Source organism: Mycolicibacter acidiphilus (assembly GCF_018455725.1).
GTDB classification, from domain to species: domain Bacteria; phylum Actinomycetota; class Actinomycetes; order Mycobacteriales; family Mycobacteriaceae; genus Mycobacterium; species Mycobacterium acidiphilum.
Window position 1 is genome coordinate 15,333 of the sequence record NZ_JAHCLR010000027.1, and the last position, 16,517, is coordinate 31,849.

Consider the following 16,517-nt stretch of genomic DNA (forward strand, 5'->3'; position numbering starts at 1 on the left):
AATCCGATCGGTGCACCGAACACCGGTCCGGAATGGAGTGAAGATGACGAACGCCCAGGCTGCGCTGCTGCACGAGTTGGAGCCGATTGTCGAGCAGAACCTCAATCGCCACCTCAAAGCGGCCAAGCCGTGGCACCCGCACGACTACGTGCCGTGGAGCCAGGGGCGCGACTTCGCCTTCCTCGGTGGCGAGGACTGGAAGCCCGAGGACTCGCCACTGGACCCGGTCGCCAAGGCCGCGTTGATCGTCAACCTCCTCACCGAGGACAACCTGCCGTCGTACCACCGCGAGATCGCGACCCGCTTCGGGCGCGACGGCGCCTGGGGCAGCTGGGTGGGGCAGTGGACCGCCGAAGAGGGCCGCCACAGCATCGTCATGCGTGACTACCTCGTCGTCACCCGCGGTGTGGACCCGGTGGAGTTGGAGCACCTGCGGATGCAGCACACCATCGCCGGCTACGACTCCGGTGACAAGACCCCGCTGCAGGCGCTGGCCTACGTCTCGTTCCAGGAACTGGCGACCCGGCTGTCGCACCGCAACACCGGCAAGGCCTCCGGCTGTCCGCTCGCCGACCAGATGCTGGCACGGATCGCCCTCGACGAGAACCTGCACATGATCTTCTACCGCAACCTCATGGAGGCGTCCCTCGACATCGACCCGGACACCGCCATGCAGGCGATCCGCGACGAGGTGCTCGGCTTCCACATGCCCGGCATGAACATGCCCGGCTTCGCCGACAAGGCCAAGGTCATCGCCAAGGCCGGCATCTACGACCTGCGAATCCACCACGACGACGTGCTGCACCCGGTGCTGCGGTACTGGCGGGTGCTTGAGCGTGACGACTTCGGACCCGACGGGGAGAAGGCCCGCGAGGAGGTCGTCAACTTCCTCGCCTTCCTCGACGCGCAGGCCAAGATCTACGAGGAGAAGAAGGCCGCGCGGGCCGCGAAGGAAGCCGAGACCGTCTCGGTTTAGGAGCCGCCGGTCACGGTCAGGTAGATCAGCACCCCGTTGAGGGCGCTGATCACCCCGGTCACACCCCAGCCGAGGGCCGAGGTGGCCCGCCGGTTGACGTCGTCGCCCATCAGGGCGCGGTCACTGGTCAGCCGGATCAGCGGCACCAGCGCGAACGGGATCCCGAACGACAGCACCACCTGGGAGATGACCAGCGCCCGGCTGGGATCCAGGCCGGCGGCCAGGATCGCCAACGCCGGGATCAGGGTGATCACCCGCCGCCACAGCAGCGGCACCGACACCCGCAGCAGACCCTGCATGATCATCGCGCCGGCGTAGGCGCCGACCGACGTCGACGCCAGGCCGGAGGCCAGCAGACCGACCGCGAAGAACAGCGCGATCGTCGGCCCCAGCGCGTCGTGGACGGCGGCGTGCGCACCCTCGATCGAACCCGTGCTGTCCTGCCCGGACAGGTGTGCGGCCGCCACCACCAGCATCGCCAGGTTCACCGCCCCGGCCACCAGCATCGCCAGGCTCACATCCCAGCGGGTCACCCGCAGCAGGCGCCGCCGCGGCGCACCCGGCGCGGGCTGCCCGTGCCGGTCGCGGGCCAGGCCGGAGTGCAGATACACCGCGTGCGGCATCACGGTGGCGCCGAGGATCGCGGTCGCCAGCAGCAGGCTCTCGGCGCCGTCGAACCGGGGCAGCAACCCGCCGGCGACCGCGGCCGCCGGCGGCGGATCCACCACCAGGCTGGCCAGGAAGCCGATCGCGATGATCAGCAGCAGACCGCTGGACACCTGCTCGAAGACCCGCGGGCCGCGCCGGTCCCCGACGGCCAGCAGCACCATCGACACCACCCCGGTGATGACGCCGCCGAGCAGCACCGGCAGCCCGAAGATCAGGTTCAGCGCGATCGCCCCGCCGACGACCTCCGCCAGATCGGTTGCCATCGCCACCAGTTCGGCCTGGAGCCAGTAGGCGATCCGGGTGGGACGACGGGTGTTCGCCCCGACCGTCTCGGGCAACGATCGGCCGGTGACCAGACCCAGTTTGGCCGACAGGTACTGCACCAGACCGGCCATCACGTTGGCGGCGACGATCACCCACACCAGCAGGTAGCCGAACTTCGCGCCGGCGCTGACGTTGGCCGCGACATTGCCCGGGTCGACGTAGGCGATGGCGGCGACGAACGCCGGACCCAGCAGATACCAGCCCGGCCTCGCCGGTTCCCGGGTGTCCTGTGCCAAGCGGATCAGGCCCCGCGGTAACGCCCGCGCCCGGTCACCAGCGGCAGGTCGAGGGTGGTTCGCACGCCGGGTTCGGCGGCCACCACCGCAGGGATCGCGTTGACGATGCGCATCGCGGTCGCCACCAGTCCGGCGTGGTTGTGGTCGCCGTTGCGGCTGGACAGGCAGACGTCCATCTCATAGCAGGGTTCGCCGGTGATCTCGATGCGGTACGAGCCGCCGGGCTGAGCCGGCTGCGGCCAGTCCGGGCAGAGGTCCGCGCGCAACCGGGTGACGTGTTCGAGCACCACCGCTGGTTTGCCGTCGACGAGACCGCGAACCTCGAAACGCAGCGCCGCGGCACTGCCCTTCGGGATGTGCCCGGACGCGATGTCGAAATCGTCGGGGGCGGGCTCGCGCTGGTAGATCTCCATCACCTCGTCGAGTTCGACGCCGATCCCGGCCGCGAGCTGCCGGACCACCGAACCCCACGCCAGCGAAAGAACCCCGGGCTGCAGCAGCAGCGGGATCTCGTCGATCGGTTTGCCGAAGCCCATCACGTCGAACATTACTGTCGCGCTGTCGTAGGTGGCGTAGTCGACGATCTCCATGCAGCGCAGTTGTTCGATGTGCGCGCAGGTGCCGGCCAATGCCAGCGGTAGCAGGTCGTTGGCGAAACCCGGATCGATCCCGTTGACGAACAGACTCGAACCGCCCTGCTGCGCAGCGTCTTCCAGCGGGCCGATCAGCTCCGCGGGTATCACCTGCCACGGATACTGCAGGAATACCGGGCCGCTGCCGACGACATTGACGCCGGCGGCCAGGATCCGCCGGTAGTCCTCCAGCGCCTCGGGCAGCCGGTTGTCGGCCATCGCGGTGTACACCGCACAGTCCGGTCCGGTCGCGAGGACCGCGTCCAGGTCGGTGCTTGCCGTGACACCGGTCGAAACATCCAGGCCGGCAAGCTCACCCGCGTCGACACCGGCCTTCGCCGCCGACGACACCCACACCCCGGTCAGTTCGATCTGCGGGTCGGCGATCAGCGACCGCAGCGCGTGCACACCGACGTTGCCGGTGCCGATCTGAACTACGCGGATGGTCATGCCGGTCTCCTTCACAGGTCGGGGATGGGCAGGTCGAGGTTGGGGGCGATCAGGCCGCCGTCGACCTCCAGCGTCTTGCCGGTGAGATAGCTGCTCGCCGGCGACGCCAGGTACACCGCCGCCGCGGCGATGTCCTCGGGTACGCCGAGCCGGCGCATCGGCGTCACCCGCTCCATCGGGGCGCGCAGTTCGTCGTTGGACGCCACCACGTCCAGCGCGGAGGTGAGGATCGACCCGGGCGCGATCGCGTTCACCCGGATCCGCGGGCACAGATCCAGCGCCGCCAGTCGGGTGTAGTGCGCCAGTGCGGCTTTCGCAGCGCCGTACGCGGCGAACCCGCGCCCGGCCAGCCGGCCCATCGTCGAGGTGATGTTGATGATCGACCCGCCGCCGGAATGCTCCAGCATCAGCGGCACCGCCGCGGTGGTCAGCGCGTGCGCAGTGCCGACGTTGAACGTGAACGCGTCCTGCAACTCCTTGCTGGAGGTGGTCAGCAAGGTGTTGGGCATGGTGCCGCCGACGTTGTTGACGACGATGTCCAGGCGGCCGAACGCCTCGACGGCTTGGTGCGCGAGTTTCGCCGTCTCCTCCGGCTGGGCCAGGTCCGCGACGACGATGTGAGCCTTCCGGCCGGCGCTGTGCACCTGTGCCGCAACGTCTTCCAACTGTGAGCGGGTGCGTGCGGCGATCACGACGTCGGCGCCGGCTTGCGCGAAGGCGACCGCTATCGCCGCGCCCAGCCCACGGCCGGCCCCGGTGACGACGGCGACGTTGTCTTCGATGCGAAACCGGTCCAGGATCACCGTGCCACCGTAACGTGTGGGTGGGTGGATCCGCGGGGGTAACGCCGCGCCGGGTGCTGACGGGGCGGCCTCAGCAGAGCCCCACCAGGATCAGCACGGATGCGGCAATGATGCTCAGCGCCAGGGAGACCAGCAGAAAACCGATCACCCCCTCCCGGCCGGAGGATGTGCCGTGGTCTCCCGCAGCGATCGGCATCAATGTCCGCGCACCCCAGGCCGCCCCCAGCAGGGTGGCCATCCAGTTGGCGAACGCGGCGTACACGACGAGGCAGAAGCCGACGGACAGCCAGGCGTGCGACAGTGTGAGCCGCGGCCAGATCAGGCCGACGATCATCAGGAGCATGCCGTTCAGCACGCCTTCGAGGTGGCTGGACAAGCCCATCCGGGGGTTCTTCAGCTTCGGGATGGCCAGCCCGGTCAGCAGGCCGAGCAGGATCAGCAGGACGCCCAGCTGTATCAGCAGCTTGTCCATGCCGACCCTCGCTAGCTGTGGAACCGGTCCCGGGTCACCGTGTCACCGTAACGTGGAGGCGGGCCGCTTTGCGGGGGCTTCCGGCTTTCACGCCGGTTAGCAGGAGGGGAGGGTGAACCGATGGTCAGATTCTCCGGTGTCGCGGCGGCGGTGCTGATCGCCCTGCCCATGGCCGTTGCTGTCCCGGCCCAGGCGGATTGCGGCGACCCGGGGCAACAGGCCTGTGTGGGGCCGGTGCCCACGGTCGACCAGGTGGTCGCCGTACTGGAGGCGATGACCGATCCGAACGTGCCGGCCGCCGCCAAAGGCGACATCGTCACCCCCGGCTTCACCCCGGAGGAAGCGCAGCAGGTCGACGACCGCCTGAACCGGTTGAACGCGCGCGGGTACCTGCCGCTGACCTTCGTCGTGACCGACATCCAGCCCGCCGCGGACAACTTCGCGGGAACCACCGTGTCCGTCTCGCGGCCATGGACGCCGGCTGGCCCGATCGTGCTGACCGACCAGGACGGGCGGTGGCTGATCACCCACGACACGGCCATGAAGGCGTTGGATGCGATCTGGTACAACGCCAATGGGCGCGGTGGGTCGTCTCCGGGTGGGCCACCGCTGGCGCCGTTCGCGCCGATGCCCGGCCGGCTCGGGTAGCCCACGGCAGCAGGCAGTCCGAACGAGCTAGCTCGTCCGTGGTGGTTGGGGTTGGTAGGGGTCGTACCACCACCATTGGGTGCGTTCGACGGTCGTCCGGTGCACGGTGGCGCAGCCGGTGGGGGTTGCGTGGGTGGTCCGTCCAGTGATCCGGGTTGTTGGCAAATTCGGAAACTATCCCTCAGGTTCAAGCCCGTCGCGAGGTGATTACGCTGTGTGACCCGGCGGCCCGGGCGGTCCGGTCACGACTGGTCGAGCGCTACTCCACCGGATCGGCGATCCGGAATCCAAGCATCACAGCCACTGATTTCATCGTCGCGTCGTGCGTGGTGACAACAAGGTCATCGAGGCCGGAACGCAACGCCGACGCAAGGTGAATTGCATCGAGCGTGCGAATGCGAGGGATGATTGCTTCCGCTTCCTGCAAAACGGCGTGGTCGAGCGGGATCGTGTCGATATAGTCCAGAATCTGGTCGCGGTCGGCGACCGGCAAGCTCTCCCGTCGCAATACGCGAGTGATCTCGGTGCGGAGGATGCGTGAGGAAACGACGCGATCGTCGTCTCTGCCGGTCACACTGTCGAACCATTGGGCCGCTGACACCGAATGGCCGAGCATGATGCGTACCGCGACGGAGCTGTCGAGGTAGTGGTAAGTCACCACGGGCCCTTTTCTTCATTGAGAAGCTCGTCGATTGTCGATGCCGTGGTGAGGTCATGCCGGGCGATTGTGCGGGTACGTGCGGGTCCGCTTGCTTTCCGGGGGATAAGGGCTGCTGACGAGACGGCGGGAAGGATCGTGCCGATCCGGTGGTTATGACGGGTCAGCGTGTACGGCTCGCCCCCTTCGAGGTCGGCGATCATTGAAGCAGGATTCTGGCGCAGTTCGCCGACGGAGATCGACTTCATGAAGCCAGGCTACCAGGGAATTGTCTACCTTTGTCTAGCATGTTGAATCTCGGGATGGGGGTAGGCGGGCCCCCACAGGCCGTCGTGGTCGATCTCGGCGACGATCTCCACGATGCGCCCGTCGATCGCGTTGCGCTGACCGGTCAGCTCCGCCAGCTCCTCGAACAACACCTCCAGCCGCGCACACGCCCCCACCCGGGTATCGGGTGACTCCGCGATCGAGGACATAACGACAGCAGCGCACCGGGCACCGACGGGATCAGTGCTGCTTCGACCGCTTCTTCACGCTGGCCTCCAGTTTCGCCAGCAGATCCGAGACGTCATCGCCGGCGTCCAGATCGGCCGGCGCTTCCGAGGCGGTGAACGCTTCGCCGCCTTGAAGTTTGGCGTCGATCAACTCATGCAACTGCTCGGTGTAGACGTCGCGGTAGCGGTCAGGATCGAAATCGTCGGCCATCGACTCGACCACCTGTCCGGCCATCGTCAACTCGGCCGGCTTGATCTCCACCTTCGTGTCCAGCGCCGGGAAGTCGGGGTCGCGGACCTCATCCGGCCACAGCAGGGTCTGCACCACCATCACCTGGCGTGTGCCGAAGTCCTTGACCCGCAACGCCGCCAGTTGGGTTTTGCTGCGCAGTGCGAAGTGGACGATCGCCACCCGGTCGGTGTCGGCCAGCGTCTTGGCCAGCAGCACATAGGACTTGATGGACTTCGACGCCGGCTCCAGGTAGTAGCTGTGGTCGAACAGCAGCGGGTCCAGTTCGCGGGCCGGCACGAACTCGAGCACCTCGATCTCGTGTTCGCGTTCGGCGGGCAGTCCCGCGATGTCGTCGTCGGTGATCGTCACCGTGCGACCGTCGTCGGACTCGTAGGCCCGCGCGATGTCCCCGAAATCCACGGACTCGCCGCACACCTCGCACACCCGCCGGTAGTGGATGTGGCCGCCGTCCTTGGCGTGCACCTGATGGAACTTGACGTCGTGGTCCTCGGTGGCGCTGTAGACCTTCACCGGAACGTTGACCAGCCCGAAGGCGATCGAACCCTTCCAGATGGAACGCATGACGCCAGTATGCCCACCTCGGCGAGCGCTCAGCCGGCCTTTACGCCGACGGGTGCCAGGCGCTGACCGCCCAGATCACGATGACGTCGAGTGCGATCACGATGATCGCCCACACCGGGTAGTGCGGCAGCCACAGGAACATGCCGACGATCGAGAACGCCGCCATCACGACGGCGGTCACCCGGGCCCAGGACTTGCCCCAGAACAGGCCGAAGGCGACCGCGAGCGCGGCGGCCCCGAGCACGATCAGGATCCAGCCCCACACGGTGGTGTTGAACTCGTAGACGTAGTCCAGGTCGCCCTCGCCGACCACCACGAGGTCGTCGGCGCCGAGTGCGGAGATACCCTGCAGGATCGTCAGCAGCGCCGACGTCAGAATCAGCGCCGCAGCGGCGAACGTCGCGCTGCCGGCCACCACCTGCTTGGCGGGGAGGTGGTCGTGCTTGTCGGTGTCGGTCATCGACTGTCTCCATCGGTCGGCGGGACGAATGGAATCACGCTACCCAGCGCTTCCTGGGATTATGTTGGGAACATGGGTTGCACGCCCAGGGTGACGCTGACCAACGCCGACAAGGTGCTGTACCCCGCGGCCGGGACCACCAAGCGCGACGTCTTCGACTACTACACCGCCATCGCCGAGGTGATGCTGCCGCACATCGCCGGGCGGCCGGTCACCCGCAAACGCTGGCCCGACGGCGTCGAGCAGGAACCGTTCTTCGAGAAGCAACTGGCACCGTCGGCCCCGGCCTGGCTGCCGCGCGCGGTGCTGCAGCATCGCGCCGGCGCCGCGGACTACCCGCTGATCGACGACGCCGACGGGCTGGCCTGGATCGCCCAGCAGGCGGCGCTGGAAGTGCATGTGCCGCAGTGGCGTTACGTCGACGGAAAGCCGGGCCCGAACACCCGGCTGGTCTTCGACCTCGATCCCGGCCAGGGCGTCCCGATGAGCCAACTCGCGCAGGTGGCCCGCGCCATCCGGGACCTGATGGCCGACCTCGACCTGACCGCCTTCCCGGTGACCAGCGGCAGCAAGGGGCTGCACCTGTACGTCGCGCTGGATCGCCCGGTGAGTAGTGAGTCGGCGGTGCTGCTGGCCAAACGTGTTGCGCAGCAACTCGAATCGGAGATGCCGACGTTGGTGACCGCGACCATGACCCGCAGTCTGCGGGCCGGGCGGGTCTTCGTCGACTGGAGTCAGAACAACGCGTCGAAGACCACGGTCGCACCGTATTCGCTGCGAGGCCGCGCACAACCGACGGTCGCCGCGCCACGCAGTTGGGCCGAACTCGATGACCCGAACCTGCGGCAGCTGCGCTACGACGAGGTGCTGGCCCGCGTCGCGCACGACGGCGACCTGCTCGCCGCGCTGGACCGGCCGGCCCGATCGGCGTTCGCGTTCGGAGAACTCTTCCCGATGCTCGCCACGCAGGGGACCGTGATCGACCTGGATCCCGGGCAGTGGGCGTTCGAGGGGAAATGGGACGGCTACCGGATGCTGGTGGAGGCCGATCGCGGCACGCTGCGGCTGCGGTCGCGTAACGGGCGCGAGGTCACCGGCGAGTACCCGCAACTGGCGTCGCTCGGGACGGACCTGGCCGGGCGGCACGTCGTGCTCGACGGCGAAGCGGTGGCGCTCGACGCCGGCGGCGTGCCGCGGTTCAGCGAGATGCAGAACCACGCGCGTGCGGCCACGGTGCAGTTCTGGGCGTTCGATCTGCTCTACCTCGACGGCCGGTCGCTGCTGCGGGCGCATTATCGAGACCGGCGCCGGCTGCTGGAGGCGCTGGGGGTGAACACCGGACTGATCGTGCATCCGCTGCTGGCGCCCGACGGCGCCGAGGCGATGCAGCAGTCCCGGCGGCTGGGCTGGGAGGGGGTGGTGGCGAAACGCTGGGACTCCGGCTACCAGCCGCGCCGCCGGTCGAGGGCCTGGATCAAAGCCAAGCACTGGCGCACCCAGGAGGTGGTGATCGGCGGGTGGTCCGCGGGCGCGGGCGGGCGCGACGGTGGGATCGGCTCGCTGCTGATGGGCATTCCCGGCGACGGGGGGCTGACGTTCGTCGGGAAAGTGGGCACCGGATTCGCTGAGCGAGATCTGGATCGGCTGAAAGCACTGTTGGAGCCGCTGCACACCGCCGAATCGCCGTTCGCTGCAAAGCTTTCCGGGGACGACGCCCGGGACGTGACGTACGTGCGTCCGGAGATCGTCGCTGAAGTACGCTACGGCGAGCGTACGACGGACGGTCGGCTGCGTCAGCCCAGCTGGCGGGGGCTGCGGCCGGACAAGGCGCCCGATGAGGTGGTTCGTGAGGAGTGATCAGCCATGCGGTGGGTGACCTATCGAGGTGACGACGGCGAACGCACCGGGGTGCTCGGCGGATCTGCGGACGGGGACGTGATCCATGCGCTGGCACCCGGCGTGACCCTGCTGGATCTGATCGGCCGCGGAGCAGCCGCGCTGCACGAGGCGGGGGAGCGGGCGCTGCGGTCGCCCGCGGCCGTCGTGCGGCCCGACGAGGTGCGCCTGCTGGCGCCGATCCCGCGCCCGCCGTCGATCCGGGACAGCCTCTGCTTCCTCGACCACATGCGCAACTGCCTGAAGGCCACCGGCCGCGACCCCGAACTCGGCGATGCCTGGTACCGGATACCGGCGTTCTACTTCGCCTGCCCGACAACGGTGTTCGGCCCGTACGACGACGTTCCGGCCGCGCCGGGCAGCGCCTGTCAGGATTTCGAACTGGAGATCGCGGCGGTGATCGGGACGGCTGGAAAGGATCTGTCGGTCGAAGAAGCCGAACAGGCGATCATCGGCTACACCATCTTCAACGACTGGTCGGCACGCGACCTGCAGTTGCAGGAGGCGCAGTTGGCGATCGGGCAGGGCAAGAGCAAGGACAGCGGGGTCACGCTCGGGCCGTACCTGGTGACCCCCGATGAACTCGAACCGTATCGCCGCGACGGCCGACTGAGCCTGCACGCCACCGCGATCGTCAACGACATGATCGTGGGCACCGGGTCGACCGGCCGGATGGACTGGAGCTTCGGCGAGATCATCAGCTACGTCTCCCGCGGCGTGACGCTGACCCCCGGCGACGTGATCGGCTCCGGGACCGTGCCCACCTGCACGCTGGTGGAGCACCTGGATCCGGCTGCACCGCAGTCGTTTCCGGGCTGGCTCGTCGACGGTGACGTGGTGACCCTGCAGGTGCAGGGGCTCGGCGAGGTCCGCCAGACGGTGCGGGCCAGCGCGACACCGCTGCCACTGCCCGAGCGGCCGCGGCCCGGTGACCTAGTGGGCCGCGTTAACGGTGACGCTGACCGAAGTCGCCCCCGGATCCGACGCGATCAGTAGCTGGCCGGCGTTGGGCGCCGAGACCACATGGCCACCGGTGACGCTCACCTGATAGCCGTTGGGGTATTCGACGGACGGCACCGAGATCGTGGTCTGCGAGCCGGCGCCGAAGTCCCCGGAGCCGTCGGCGTGGGCGGTGGAGTAGCTGAACGTGAAGACGCCGTTCTCGAACGACCAGCCCGTCGGCGTGCCGGCCACCGTCTGCGGGTACGGCTCGGCGAGCGCGTCCAGCTTCGCGTCGTTGACGTTGTCGCCGACCGGCGGCTTGCTGGGGTCGAGCACCAGGGCCTGCCCGTTGGGCGAACTGCTGGTGATGTCGTGGCCGGTGTAGGCCCATTCGGTCCAGCCCATCATGTGCTGGTTGGCGGCCTGCATCCCGGCGGTGATCGTTCCGATGGTGTCGGTGGCGCCGAACTCGGTCATCATCGCCGGGATGTTGTGCGCCTGCGCGTAGTCCGCCGCATTGCCGGTGACGATGTCGGCGTTCAGACCGCAGCCGAAATCGCTGGTGGGGATCAGTGACGTGACGATGCAGTAGTTGTGGAACGAGTAGACGCTGTTCGGGTCGTCCACCGACCCGAGGTGGGTCTGCAGCGGCAGGCTGCCGACCAGTGGACTCGGCTCGAAGAACACCGGTTTGCTCGGGTCGACGGCGCGGATCGCGGCGTCCACCTGGTTGTAGAACGGCGTGAGTTGCTGCTCGCCGAAGTGGGCGCTGCCGAAGATGCTGGGCAGCGTCTGCGATCCGGCCCACGGTTCGTTCATGATCTCGTAGCCGGCGACGTTCGGGTTGTCCTTGAAGTAGTGGGCGACCGCCTCCCACATCTGGGCGTAGTGGTTCTCCAGGCCCACACCGTCGGAGGCTTTCGCGTTGCCCCAGAACGCATCCCAGGCGTGGTTCTCGGCGGGGTTGAGCAGGTAGTTGCCCGGGAAGCCCAGCGCCGGGTTGGGCAGGCCGCCGTCCTGCACTGCCCAGTCCGGCGCGCCCTCGCCCTGGAACATCTCGTTGTAGAGGTCCTGGTGCATGTCGAGGATCGCCACGATGTGGTGCTTGGCGAGAACCTGCACGGTCTGCGCGATCGATGCCAGGTACTCGGTGTCGATCACCCCGGGCTGCGGTTCGACCCCGGCCCAGATCACGCCGAGCCGCACCGCGTTGAAGCCGTTGGCTTCCAGGAACGCCGCGTCGTCGTCGCTGAACCCGTCGGCCGACGGCTCGTACGGTGGAATCTTGTAGACCTGATTGAGCCCGTGCAGCATCACGACCTTGCCGTCGGCGTCGGTGAGCCAGTTGTTGGTGACCTCGACCGGGGACGTCGTCTCCCCGGTGCCGCCGGGCAGGGTGCCGGCGTGGCCGACCGCCCCGTGGACGCCGAACGCGCCCGCGAGACCGCCGGCGCCGCCGAGGGCGGGCAGGCCGTCACCGCCGTCACCGGCGTCGCCCCCGTTGCCGCCGACGCCGAACACCGAGCCGCCGGCGCCGCCGTCACCACCGGCCGCACCCGCACCGCCGTCACCGCCGTTACCGCCGTTGCCGAAGAGTCCGGCCGCACCCCCTGCGCCGCCGGCCACCCCGGCAGTCGTGCTGTCCCAGCCGGCGCCGCCATCGCCGAACAGCCAGCCGCCAACACCGCCGTCGGGGTGGGCTTCGGTACCGGCGGTGCCGTTGCCGATGATCTGCTGGCCGGCCGGGGCGAGGAGGTTGATGATGCTGTCGACCTGTTTGCCCAGGTCACTGGTGATCCACTGCTGTTCGGCGTCGTGCAGCAGGGTGTAGATGTCACCGCCGTCGAAGCCCGCCGAACCGGAAAGCGCCGTGTCCCAGTGGTCCGGCGTCAGCAACGCCGCGAACACCTGATCCAGCACGTCGTCGAAGGTCTCGGCCTGCGCGGGTGCGGCCGGCAGCAGACCGGATATTCCGAGGGCCAGGACCGCGGCGGTGCCCGCGACCGTTGTACGACGTTGACCAGTCATCGGCAACAGACCCCCCGCAGCGAACTCGCTTTATGAGCCGGATCTGAAAACCTTAACGATCTACCTCAGAGATATCGAGGTATTCGCTGAAAAAATCAACACTGGGTGGCAGCGCGGATCCACCGCCGCCGGGCGTCGCTCTGCCTGGCGTCGGATGCCGCGATCCGCAACAGTTGGATGGCCCGCTCGTAGTCGCTGAGGCTCATCCGCCGCTCGGCGGGTGCGTGTGTTTGGGTTGTCATTGCTACCTCCTGCAGATCAATGCCGGATGCAGTTCCCAATTCGCCCACTTCGGGCGATCAGCGTACATACCCATTGAACGCCGATCGGGGGCGAAGTTCTCCCAACGGCGGCGGTGAAACCGGGCACGTATGCGCTTAAAATATGTGCTGCGTCACATCGTCGTCAGCTGCCGACTTTGGCGATCACATGCTCGGCGAAGCGCTCCAGGTTGCGGATCTTGGCGTCCAGCGGTTCGGTGTCAGGCCCGGTGATGTAGGGCACCCGGAAACCCACGATGACGTCGGTGACGCCCTTGTCCTCCAGACGTTTGACGCCGTCGACGGTGAAGCCGTCGATCGAGATCACGTGGATCTCGAACGGACCGGTCCGGCCCTCCTCAGCGCGGATCTGCTCCAGCCGGGTGAGGAGCCGGTCCAGGGCGCCGGGTTCCCCGCCGTCGCCGCCGTGCATCCAGCCGTCGTTGCGGACTGCGCGGCGCAGCGCCGCCTCGGCGTGCCCGCCGATCAGGATCGGGATCGGCCGGCTCGGTGCCGGGGTCATCTTGGCCTTCGGCACGTCGTAGAACTCGCCGTGGAACTCGAAGTAGTCGCCGGTGGTCAGCCCCCGGATGATCTCGATGCACTCGTCCATCCGCTTGCCGCGTCGCGCGAACGGCACCCCCAGCAGGTCGTAATCCTCCGGCCACGGGCTGGTGCCCACCCCCAGGCTCAACCGGTCGCCGATCAGCGCGGCCAGTGAGCCGGCCTGCTTGGCCACCAGCGTCGGCGGCCGGATCGGTAGCTTCAGCACGAATGGGACGAATCGCAGCGTAGAGGTCACCGCGCCCAGTGCGCCGATCAGCACGAACGTCTCGATGAACGCCTTGCCGTCCAGGAATTCCCGGCTGCCGTCGGGGGTGTAGGGGTATTTCGCGTCGGACTCGTACGGGTAGGCGATGCTGTCCGGGATCGCCATGCTGTGATACCCCGCGGCCTCGGCGGCCTTCGCCAGCGGAATGTAGTAGCTCGGGTCCGTCATCGCCTCGGCGTAGGTGAATCGCACGGGATCTCCTCGGTCGGTGCAGGGAGCAGGGGGCCGGCTTCTGCATAGCAGAGTTCGGCGATGGCCGATCGTGTTTCCGCGCAACGCGTTTCGGTGACGACGTCGACCCTGTGAGCGGACTCCCAGCTACGGTGGCTAGCCTGACCGGCGGTTCCGCGAGACGGGAAGGCGGTGGGCAATAGTGCGACTGGGGTACATCGGTGCGCTCATCGGCTGCGTCGCGGCGACGGTCGTGCCGTCGGCGCCGGCGTTCGCCGACCCGCCGGACCCGCATCAACCGGAGATGACCCGAAACTTCTGCCCGGGCGGGCAGTGGGGTTTCGGCCGACTTCGGATCTGCGACGGGGAGAAGTACGCCGACGGTTCCTACTGGCACCAGTGGATGAGCGACGGCGGCTGGGGCGGTCCGACATTCCACTACGACTGTGTCGGCGACAGCGGCAACAACGTCATGCCGGCGCCACCGCCGCCCGGCGGGTGTGACGGCGCGATCCCGCCCGAACCGCCGCCGGACGCACCCCCGCCGGCCGGTGAACCGGCGCCCCCGGGAACTCCTGCGCCACCGCCCCCGCCCCCCGGCTAAACCCGGGGCGGCATCACGATCTCGACGTTCTCCAGCGGATACGGCGGATACCCGGCGGCGCCGATCACGGTCAGCGTGCCCCAGGGGGTGCGCTCGGCGATCCGCCCGGTCGCGGTGTGCTCACCGATCCGGATGTCGACCTGCGAGCCGGTGACGTTCGCGCCCGGCAGGTCGGTGAAAAACATGCCCTGCCAATGGTATTGACCGTCGATCGGGTCGAAGTGCCCGGTCAGCCGCACCCGGGTGTCATAGTCCTGGCCACGGTGGGTGAGCACCGCCGGCCCGTCGAACGTCTCGTCGTCCACGCCGATCGACCCGGTCAGGTAGAACCGGGTCAGCCCGCGGGTGGGCAGCAGCGGCCGCACCCGCACCCGCGCACGGGCCTCGATGCGACTGGCCCCGCTGCGCCGCAACCCGTCGAGCAGCCGGGCCACGTAGCGCGCCTGGCGGCCGGTGTGCGGCCCGGGGATCCGGAACCGGTTCGGGGTGCCGTGCGCGGCGACCAGATCGTCGTCGGAGGCGGTCGCGTCCACCAGCACCCGGGCGGTCAGGTGGTCGCCGTCGGGCGTCGTCACCGTCCAGGTGTCGGTGGCGCTGTCGAACGCCGTCGTCGCGCCGGCGTCGACGACCGCCGCATAGTGCAGCCCGTGCGCGCGGGCCGGATCACCCAGTAGCAGCACGTCCAGGACGTCGGGGGCACCGGTCACAGGAAGCCGGCCCGCCGCCACATCCGGCGGGCCAGCCGGCCCATCAGACCGACCTCTTCGAAGAACGCGGCCAGCGGGGCGAACGACGAGCGAGCGGCGGCCCGGAAGTTCGGGTTGGCGCGGGCGATCCGGCGCGCCTCGCGGCCGTCGAGACCGACCCGGTTGTAGACGATCGGCAGGGTGAACAGGTGGCGGTAGAACGGCCCGCCGACACCCTGCAGGTTGGCCAGCAGCGCCCGGCGGTAGCGGGGCATCGTCGGCACCCGCCGGCGCAGCCCATCCCGGGCGTACTGGATGTGGCGGGCTTCCTCGGTGACGTGGATGCGCATCACCCGGCGGACGATCGGCTGCAGCTCCGGGTCATCGAGGATCTGGCGCTGCAGCGAGTCGAAGATCTCCTCGCCGACCAGTGCCGCGCCCCACAGGATGGCGCCGCGGAACGCGAACGGCAGCGAGTTGATGACGATGCGCTGGTAGAGCTTCGGGCGGACCGGGACGCCGCCGATGCGGTCGATGGTCTTGCCGAACATCAGCATGTGCCGGGTCTCGTCGCCGAGTTCGGTCAGCGAGTAGTGGGTGGTGCGCGCCGTCGGGTTCTTGTGCATCATGTCGCGCAGCAGCGCCTGGTTGAGGATGTTCTCGAACCAGATGCCGGCGCTCAGGACGTTGACCAGTTCCTGCCGGGACATCTCGATCTGCTGCTCGCGGGTCATCGCCTCCCACAGCGGCGTGCCGTACAGCGTGCACATCCTTGGCGGCAGGAAGAAGCGGTCTGGATCGATCGGGGCGTCCCAGTCGATGTCGACGACGGGTGCGTAGGACTTCTTCACCGAGCCCTTCAGCAGCCGTTCGGCGAACTCGTCACGGGTCGGCTCACTGGGGCGCACCGCAGTCGTCATCGCAGGATCCCTTCTGGGCGTGGTTTAGGAAAAAATTAGGAGCGAGGATCGGACATGTCAATACCAACGGTACCGGGTACTTGCGGTCCGCGTTGTGATCGTGATCACCTCGATACCGTGGCAGAATTCGACAGCATGACGAGCTTTCTGCTGCGCGCCGGACTGACCGGGTTCGCCCTGTGGGTGGTGACGCTGATCGTGCCCGGGCTGCAGTTCGTCGGTGGTGACACACCGGTGCAGCGGGTGGGCGTCATCTTCGTCGTCGCGGTGATCTTCGGGCTGGTCAACGCGTTCATCAAACCGATCGTGAAGATCTTGTCGATCCCGCTGTACATCCTCACGCTGGGGCTCTTCCACATCGTGGTGAACGCACTGATGCTGTGGATCACCGCCTGGATCACCGACCACACCACGCACTGGGGCCTGCACATCGACGACTTCTGGTGGGACGCGATCTGGGCGGCGATCGTGCTGTCGCTGGTCAGCTGGGTGCTGTCGCTGGTGGCCCGCGACGCCCGGCGGATCACCGGCTGAGCTGAAGC

The 16,517-nt window shown here is 68.2% G+C and carries 17 protein-coding genes and 3 pseudogenes; 6 read left to right on the forward strand and 14 right to left on the reverse strand.

The window, feature by feature from the left end; genetic code table 11:
• Positions 1-43: 43 nt before the first annotated feature.
• A complete protein-coding gene (locus KIH27_RS13445; protein WP_214093461.1) occupies positions 44-976 on the forward strand; it encodes an acyl-ACP desaturase in 933 nt (310 codons plus the stop codon).
• On the opposite strand, the gene KIH27_RS13450 is transcribed toward KIH27_RS13445, so the two are convergent.
• The 4 genes from KIH27_RS13450 to KIH27_RS13465 form a co-directional block, all read right to left on the reverse strand.
• Complete coding sequence (locus KIH27_RS13450; RefSeq protein ID WP_214093462.1) at positions 973-2,205, reverse strand: Nramp family divalent metal transporter; 1,233 nt, start codon at positions 2,203-2,205, stop codon at positions 973-975. The two genes, KIH27_RS13445 and KIH27_RS13450, sit on opposite strands and share 4 nt — an antisense overlap.
• A 5-nt stretch (positions 2,206-2,210) precedes the next feature.
• A complete protein-coding gene (locus tag KIH27_RS13455; protein ID WP_214093463.1) occupies positions 2,211-3,287 on the reverse strand; it encodes an NAD(P)H-dependent amine dehydrogenase family protein in 1,077 nt (358 codons plus the stop codon).
• An 11-nt stretch (positions 3,288-3,298) separates the two neighbouring features.
• Positions 3,299-4,090 (reverse strand): SDR family oxidoreductase, encoded by a 792-nt coding sequence (locus KIH27_RS13460; protein ID WP_214093464.1) that lies wholly within the window; start codon positions 4,088-4,090, stop codon positions 3,299-3,301.
• Positions 4,091-4,160: 70 nt separating this feature from the next.
• A complete protein-coding gene (locus KIH27_RS13465) occupies positions 4,161-4,562 on the reverse strand; it encodes a styrene oxide isomerase (RefSeq protein ID WP_214093465.1) in 402 nt (133 codons plus the stop codon).
• A 120-nt stretch (positions 4,563-4,682) separates the two neighbouring features.
• On the opposite strand from KIH27_RS13465, the gene KIH27_RS13470 reads away from it, so the two are divergent.
• Positions 4,683-5,210, forward strand: coding sequence for an MTB12 C-terminal domain-containing protein (locus KIH27_RS13470; protein ID WP_214093466.1), 528 nt, complete (start codon positions 4,683-4,685; stop codon positions 5,208-5,210).
• Between the two features lie 259 nt (positions 5,211-5,469).
• On the opposite strand, the gene KIH27_RS13475 is transcribed toward KIH27_RS13470, so the two are convergent.
• The 5 genes and pseudogenes from KIH27_RS13475 to KIH27_RS13495 all read right to left on the reverse strand — a co-directional run bounded on the left by KIH27_RS13475 (position 5,470) and on the right by KIH27_RS13495 (position 7,636).
• Positions 5,470-5,868, reverse strand: a complete 399-nt coding sequence (locus KIH27_RS13475; RefSeq protein ID WP_214093467.1) for a type II toxin-antitoxin system VapC family toxin — start codon at positions 5,866-5,868, stop codon at positions 5,470-5,472.
• Positions 5,869-5,960: 92 nt separating this feature from the next.
• Positions 5,961-6,116: pseudogene (locus KIH27_RS13480) on the reverse strand (type II toxin-antitoxin system Phd/YefM family antitoxin); the annotation flags it as partial.
• 69 nt (positions 6,117-6,185) lie between these two features.
• A pseudogene (locus tag KIH27_RS13485) lies at positions 6,186-6,344 on the reverse strand (hypothetical protein); the annotation flags it as partial.
• A gap of 31 nt (positions 6,345-6,375) precedes the next feature.
• Positions 6,376-7,176, reverse strand: coding sequence for a non-homologous end joining protein Ku (ku, locus tag KIH27_RS13490; RefSeq protein WP_214093468.1), 801 nt, complete (start codon positions 7,174-7,176; stop codon positions 6,376-6,378).
• A gap of 40 nt (positions 7,177-7,216) precedes the next feature.
• Complete coding sequence (locus tag KIH27_RS13495) at positions 7,217-7,636, reverse strand: DUF7144 family membrane protein (protein ID WP_214093469.1); 420 nt, start codon at positions 7,634-7,636, stop codon at positions 7,217-7,219.
• A gap of 72 nt (positions 7,637-7,708) precedes the next feature.
• Here KIH27_RS13495 and ligD point away from each other — a divergent pair, with 72 nt between their 5' ends.
• Complete coding sequence (ligD, locus tag KIH27_RS13500) at positions 7,709-9,493, forward strand: non-homologous end-joining DNA ligase (protein WP_214093470.1); 1,785 nt, start codon at positions 7,709-7,711, stop codon at positions 9,491-9,493.
• Positions 9,494-9,499: 6 nt separating this feature from the next.
• Positions 9,500-10,459, forward strand: a pseudogene (locus tag KIH27_RS13505) (fumarylacetoacetate hydrolase family protein); the annotation flags it as partial.
• Positions 10,460-10,465: 6 nt separating this feature from the next.
• Here the strand turns inward: KIH27_RS13505 and KIH27_RS13510 are convergent.
• From KIH27_RS13510 to KIH27_RS13520, 3 genes are all read right to left on the reverse strand, one after another.
• Positions 10,466-12,502: a cellulase family glycosylhydrolase gene (locus KIH27_RS13510; protein WP_214093472.1), complete on the reverse strand. Its 2,037-nt coding sequence runs from the start codon at positions 12,500-12,502 to the stop codon at positions 10,466-10,468.
• 95 nt (positions 12,503-12,597) lie between these two features.
• A complete protein-coding gene (locus KIH27_RS13515) occupies positions 12,598-12,744 on the reverse strand; it encodes a hypothetical protein (protein ID WP_214093473.1) in 147 nt (48 codons plus the stop codon).
• 163 nt (positions 12,745-12,907) lie between these two features.
• Positions 12,908-13,786: a TIGR03619 family F420-dependent LLM class oxidoreductase gene (locus tag KIH27_RS13520; protein ID WP_214093474.1), complete on the reverse strand. Its 879-nt coding sequence runs from the start codon at positions 13,784-13,786 to the stop codon at positions 12,908-12,910.
• Positions 13,787-13,967: 181 nt separating this feature from the next.
• Between KIH27_RS13520 and KIH27_RS13525 the strand changes: the two genes are divergently transcribed.
• Positions 13,968-14,369, forward strand: coding sequence for a hypothetical protein (locus KIH27_RS13525; protein WP_307856877.1), 402 nt, complete (start codon positions 13,968-13,970; stop codon positions 14,367-14,369).
• On the opposite strand, the gene KIH27_RS13530 is transcribed toward KIH27_RS13525, so the two are convergent.
• Positions 14,366-15,076, reverse strand: coding sequence for a DUF4873 domain-containing protein (locus KIH27_RS13530; RefSeq protein WP_214093475.1), 711 nt, complete (start codon positions 15,074-15,076; stop codon positions 14,366-14,368). The genes KIH27_RS13525 and KIH27_RS13530 overlap by 4 nt on opposite strands.
• Positions 15,073-15,975 carry an AurF N-oxygenase family protein gene (locus tag KIH27_RS13535; protein WP_214093476.1) on the reverse strand — a complete coding sequence of 301 codons (903 nt, stop codon included), beginning with the start codon at positions 15,973-15,975 and terminating at the stop codon, positions 15,073-15,075. The genes KIH27_RS13530 and KIH27_RS13535 overlap by 4 nt, the downstream gene beginning before the upstream one ends.
• Before the next feature lie 135 nt (positions 15,976-16,110).
• Here KIH27_RS13535 and KIH27_RS13540 point away from each other — a divergent pair, with 135 nt between their 5' ends.
• Positions 16,111-16,509, forward strand: a complete 399-nt coding sequence (locus tag KIH27_RS13540; protein ID WP_214093477.1) for a phage holin family protein — start codon at positions 16,111-16,113, stop codon at positions 16,507-16,509.
• Positions 16,510-16,517: the final 8 nt, after the last annotated feature.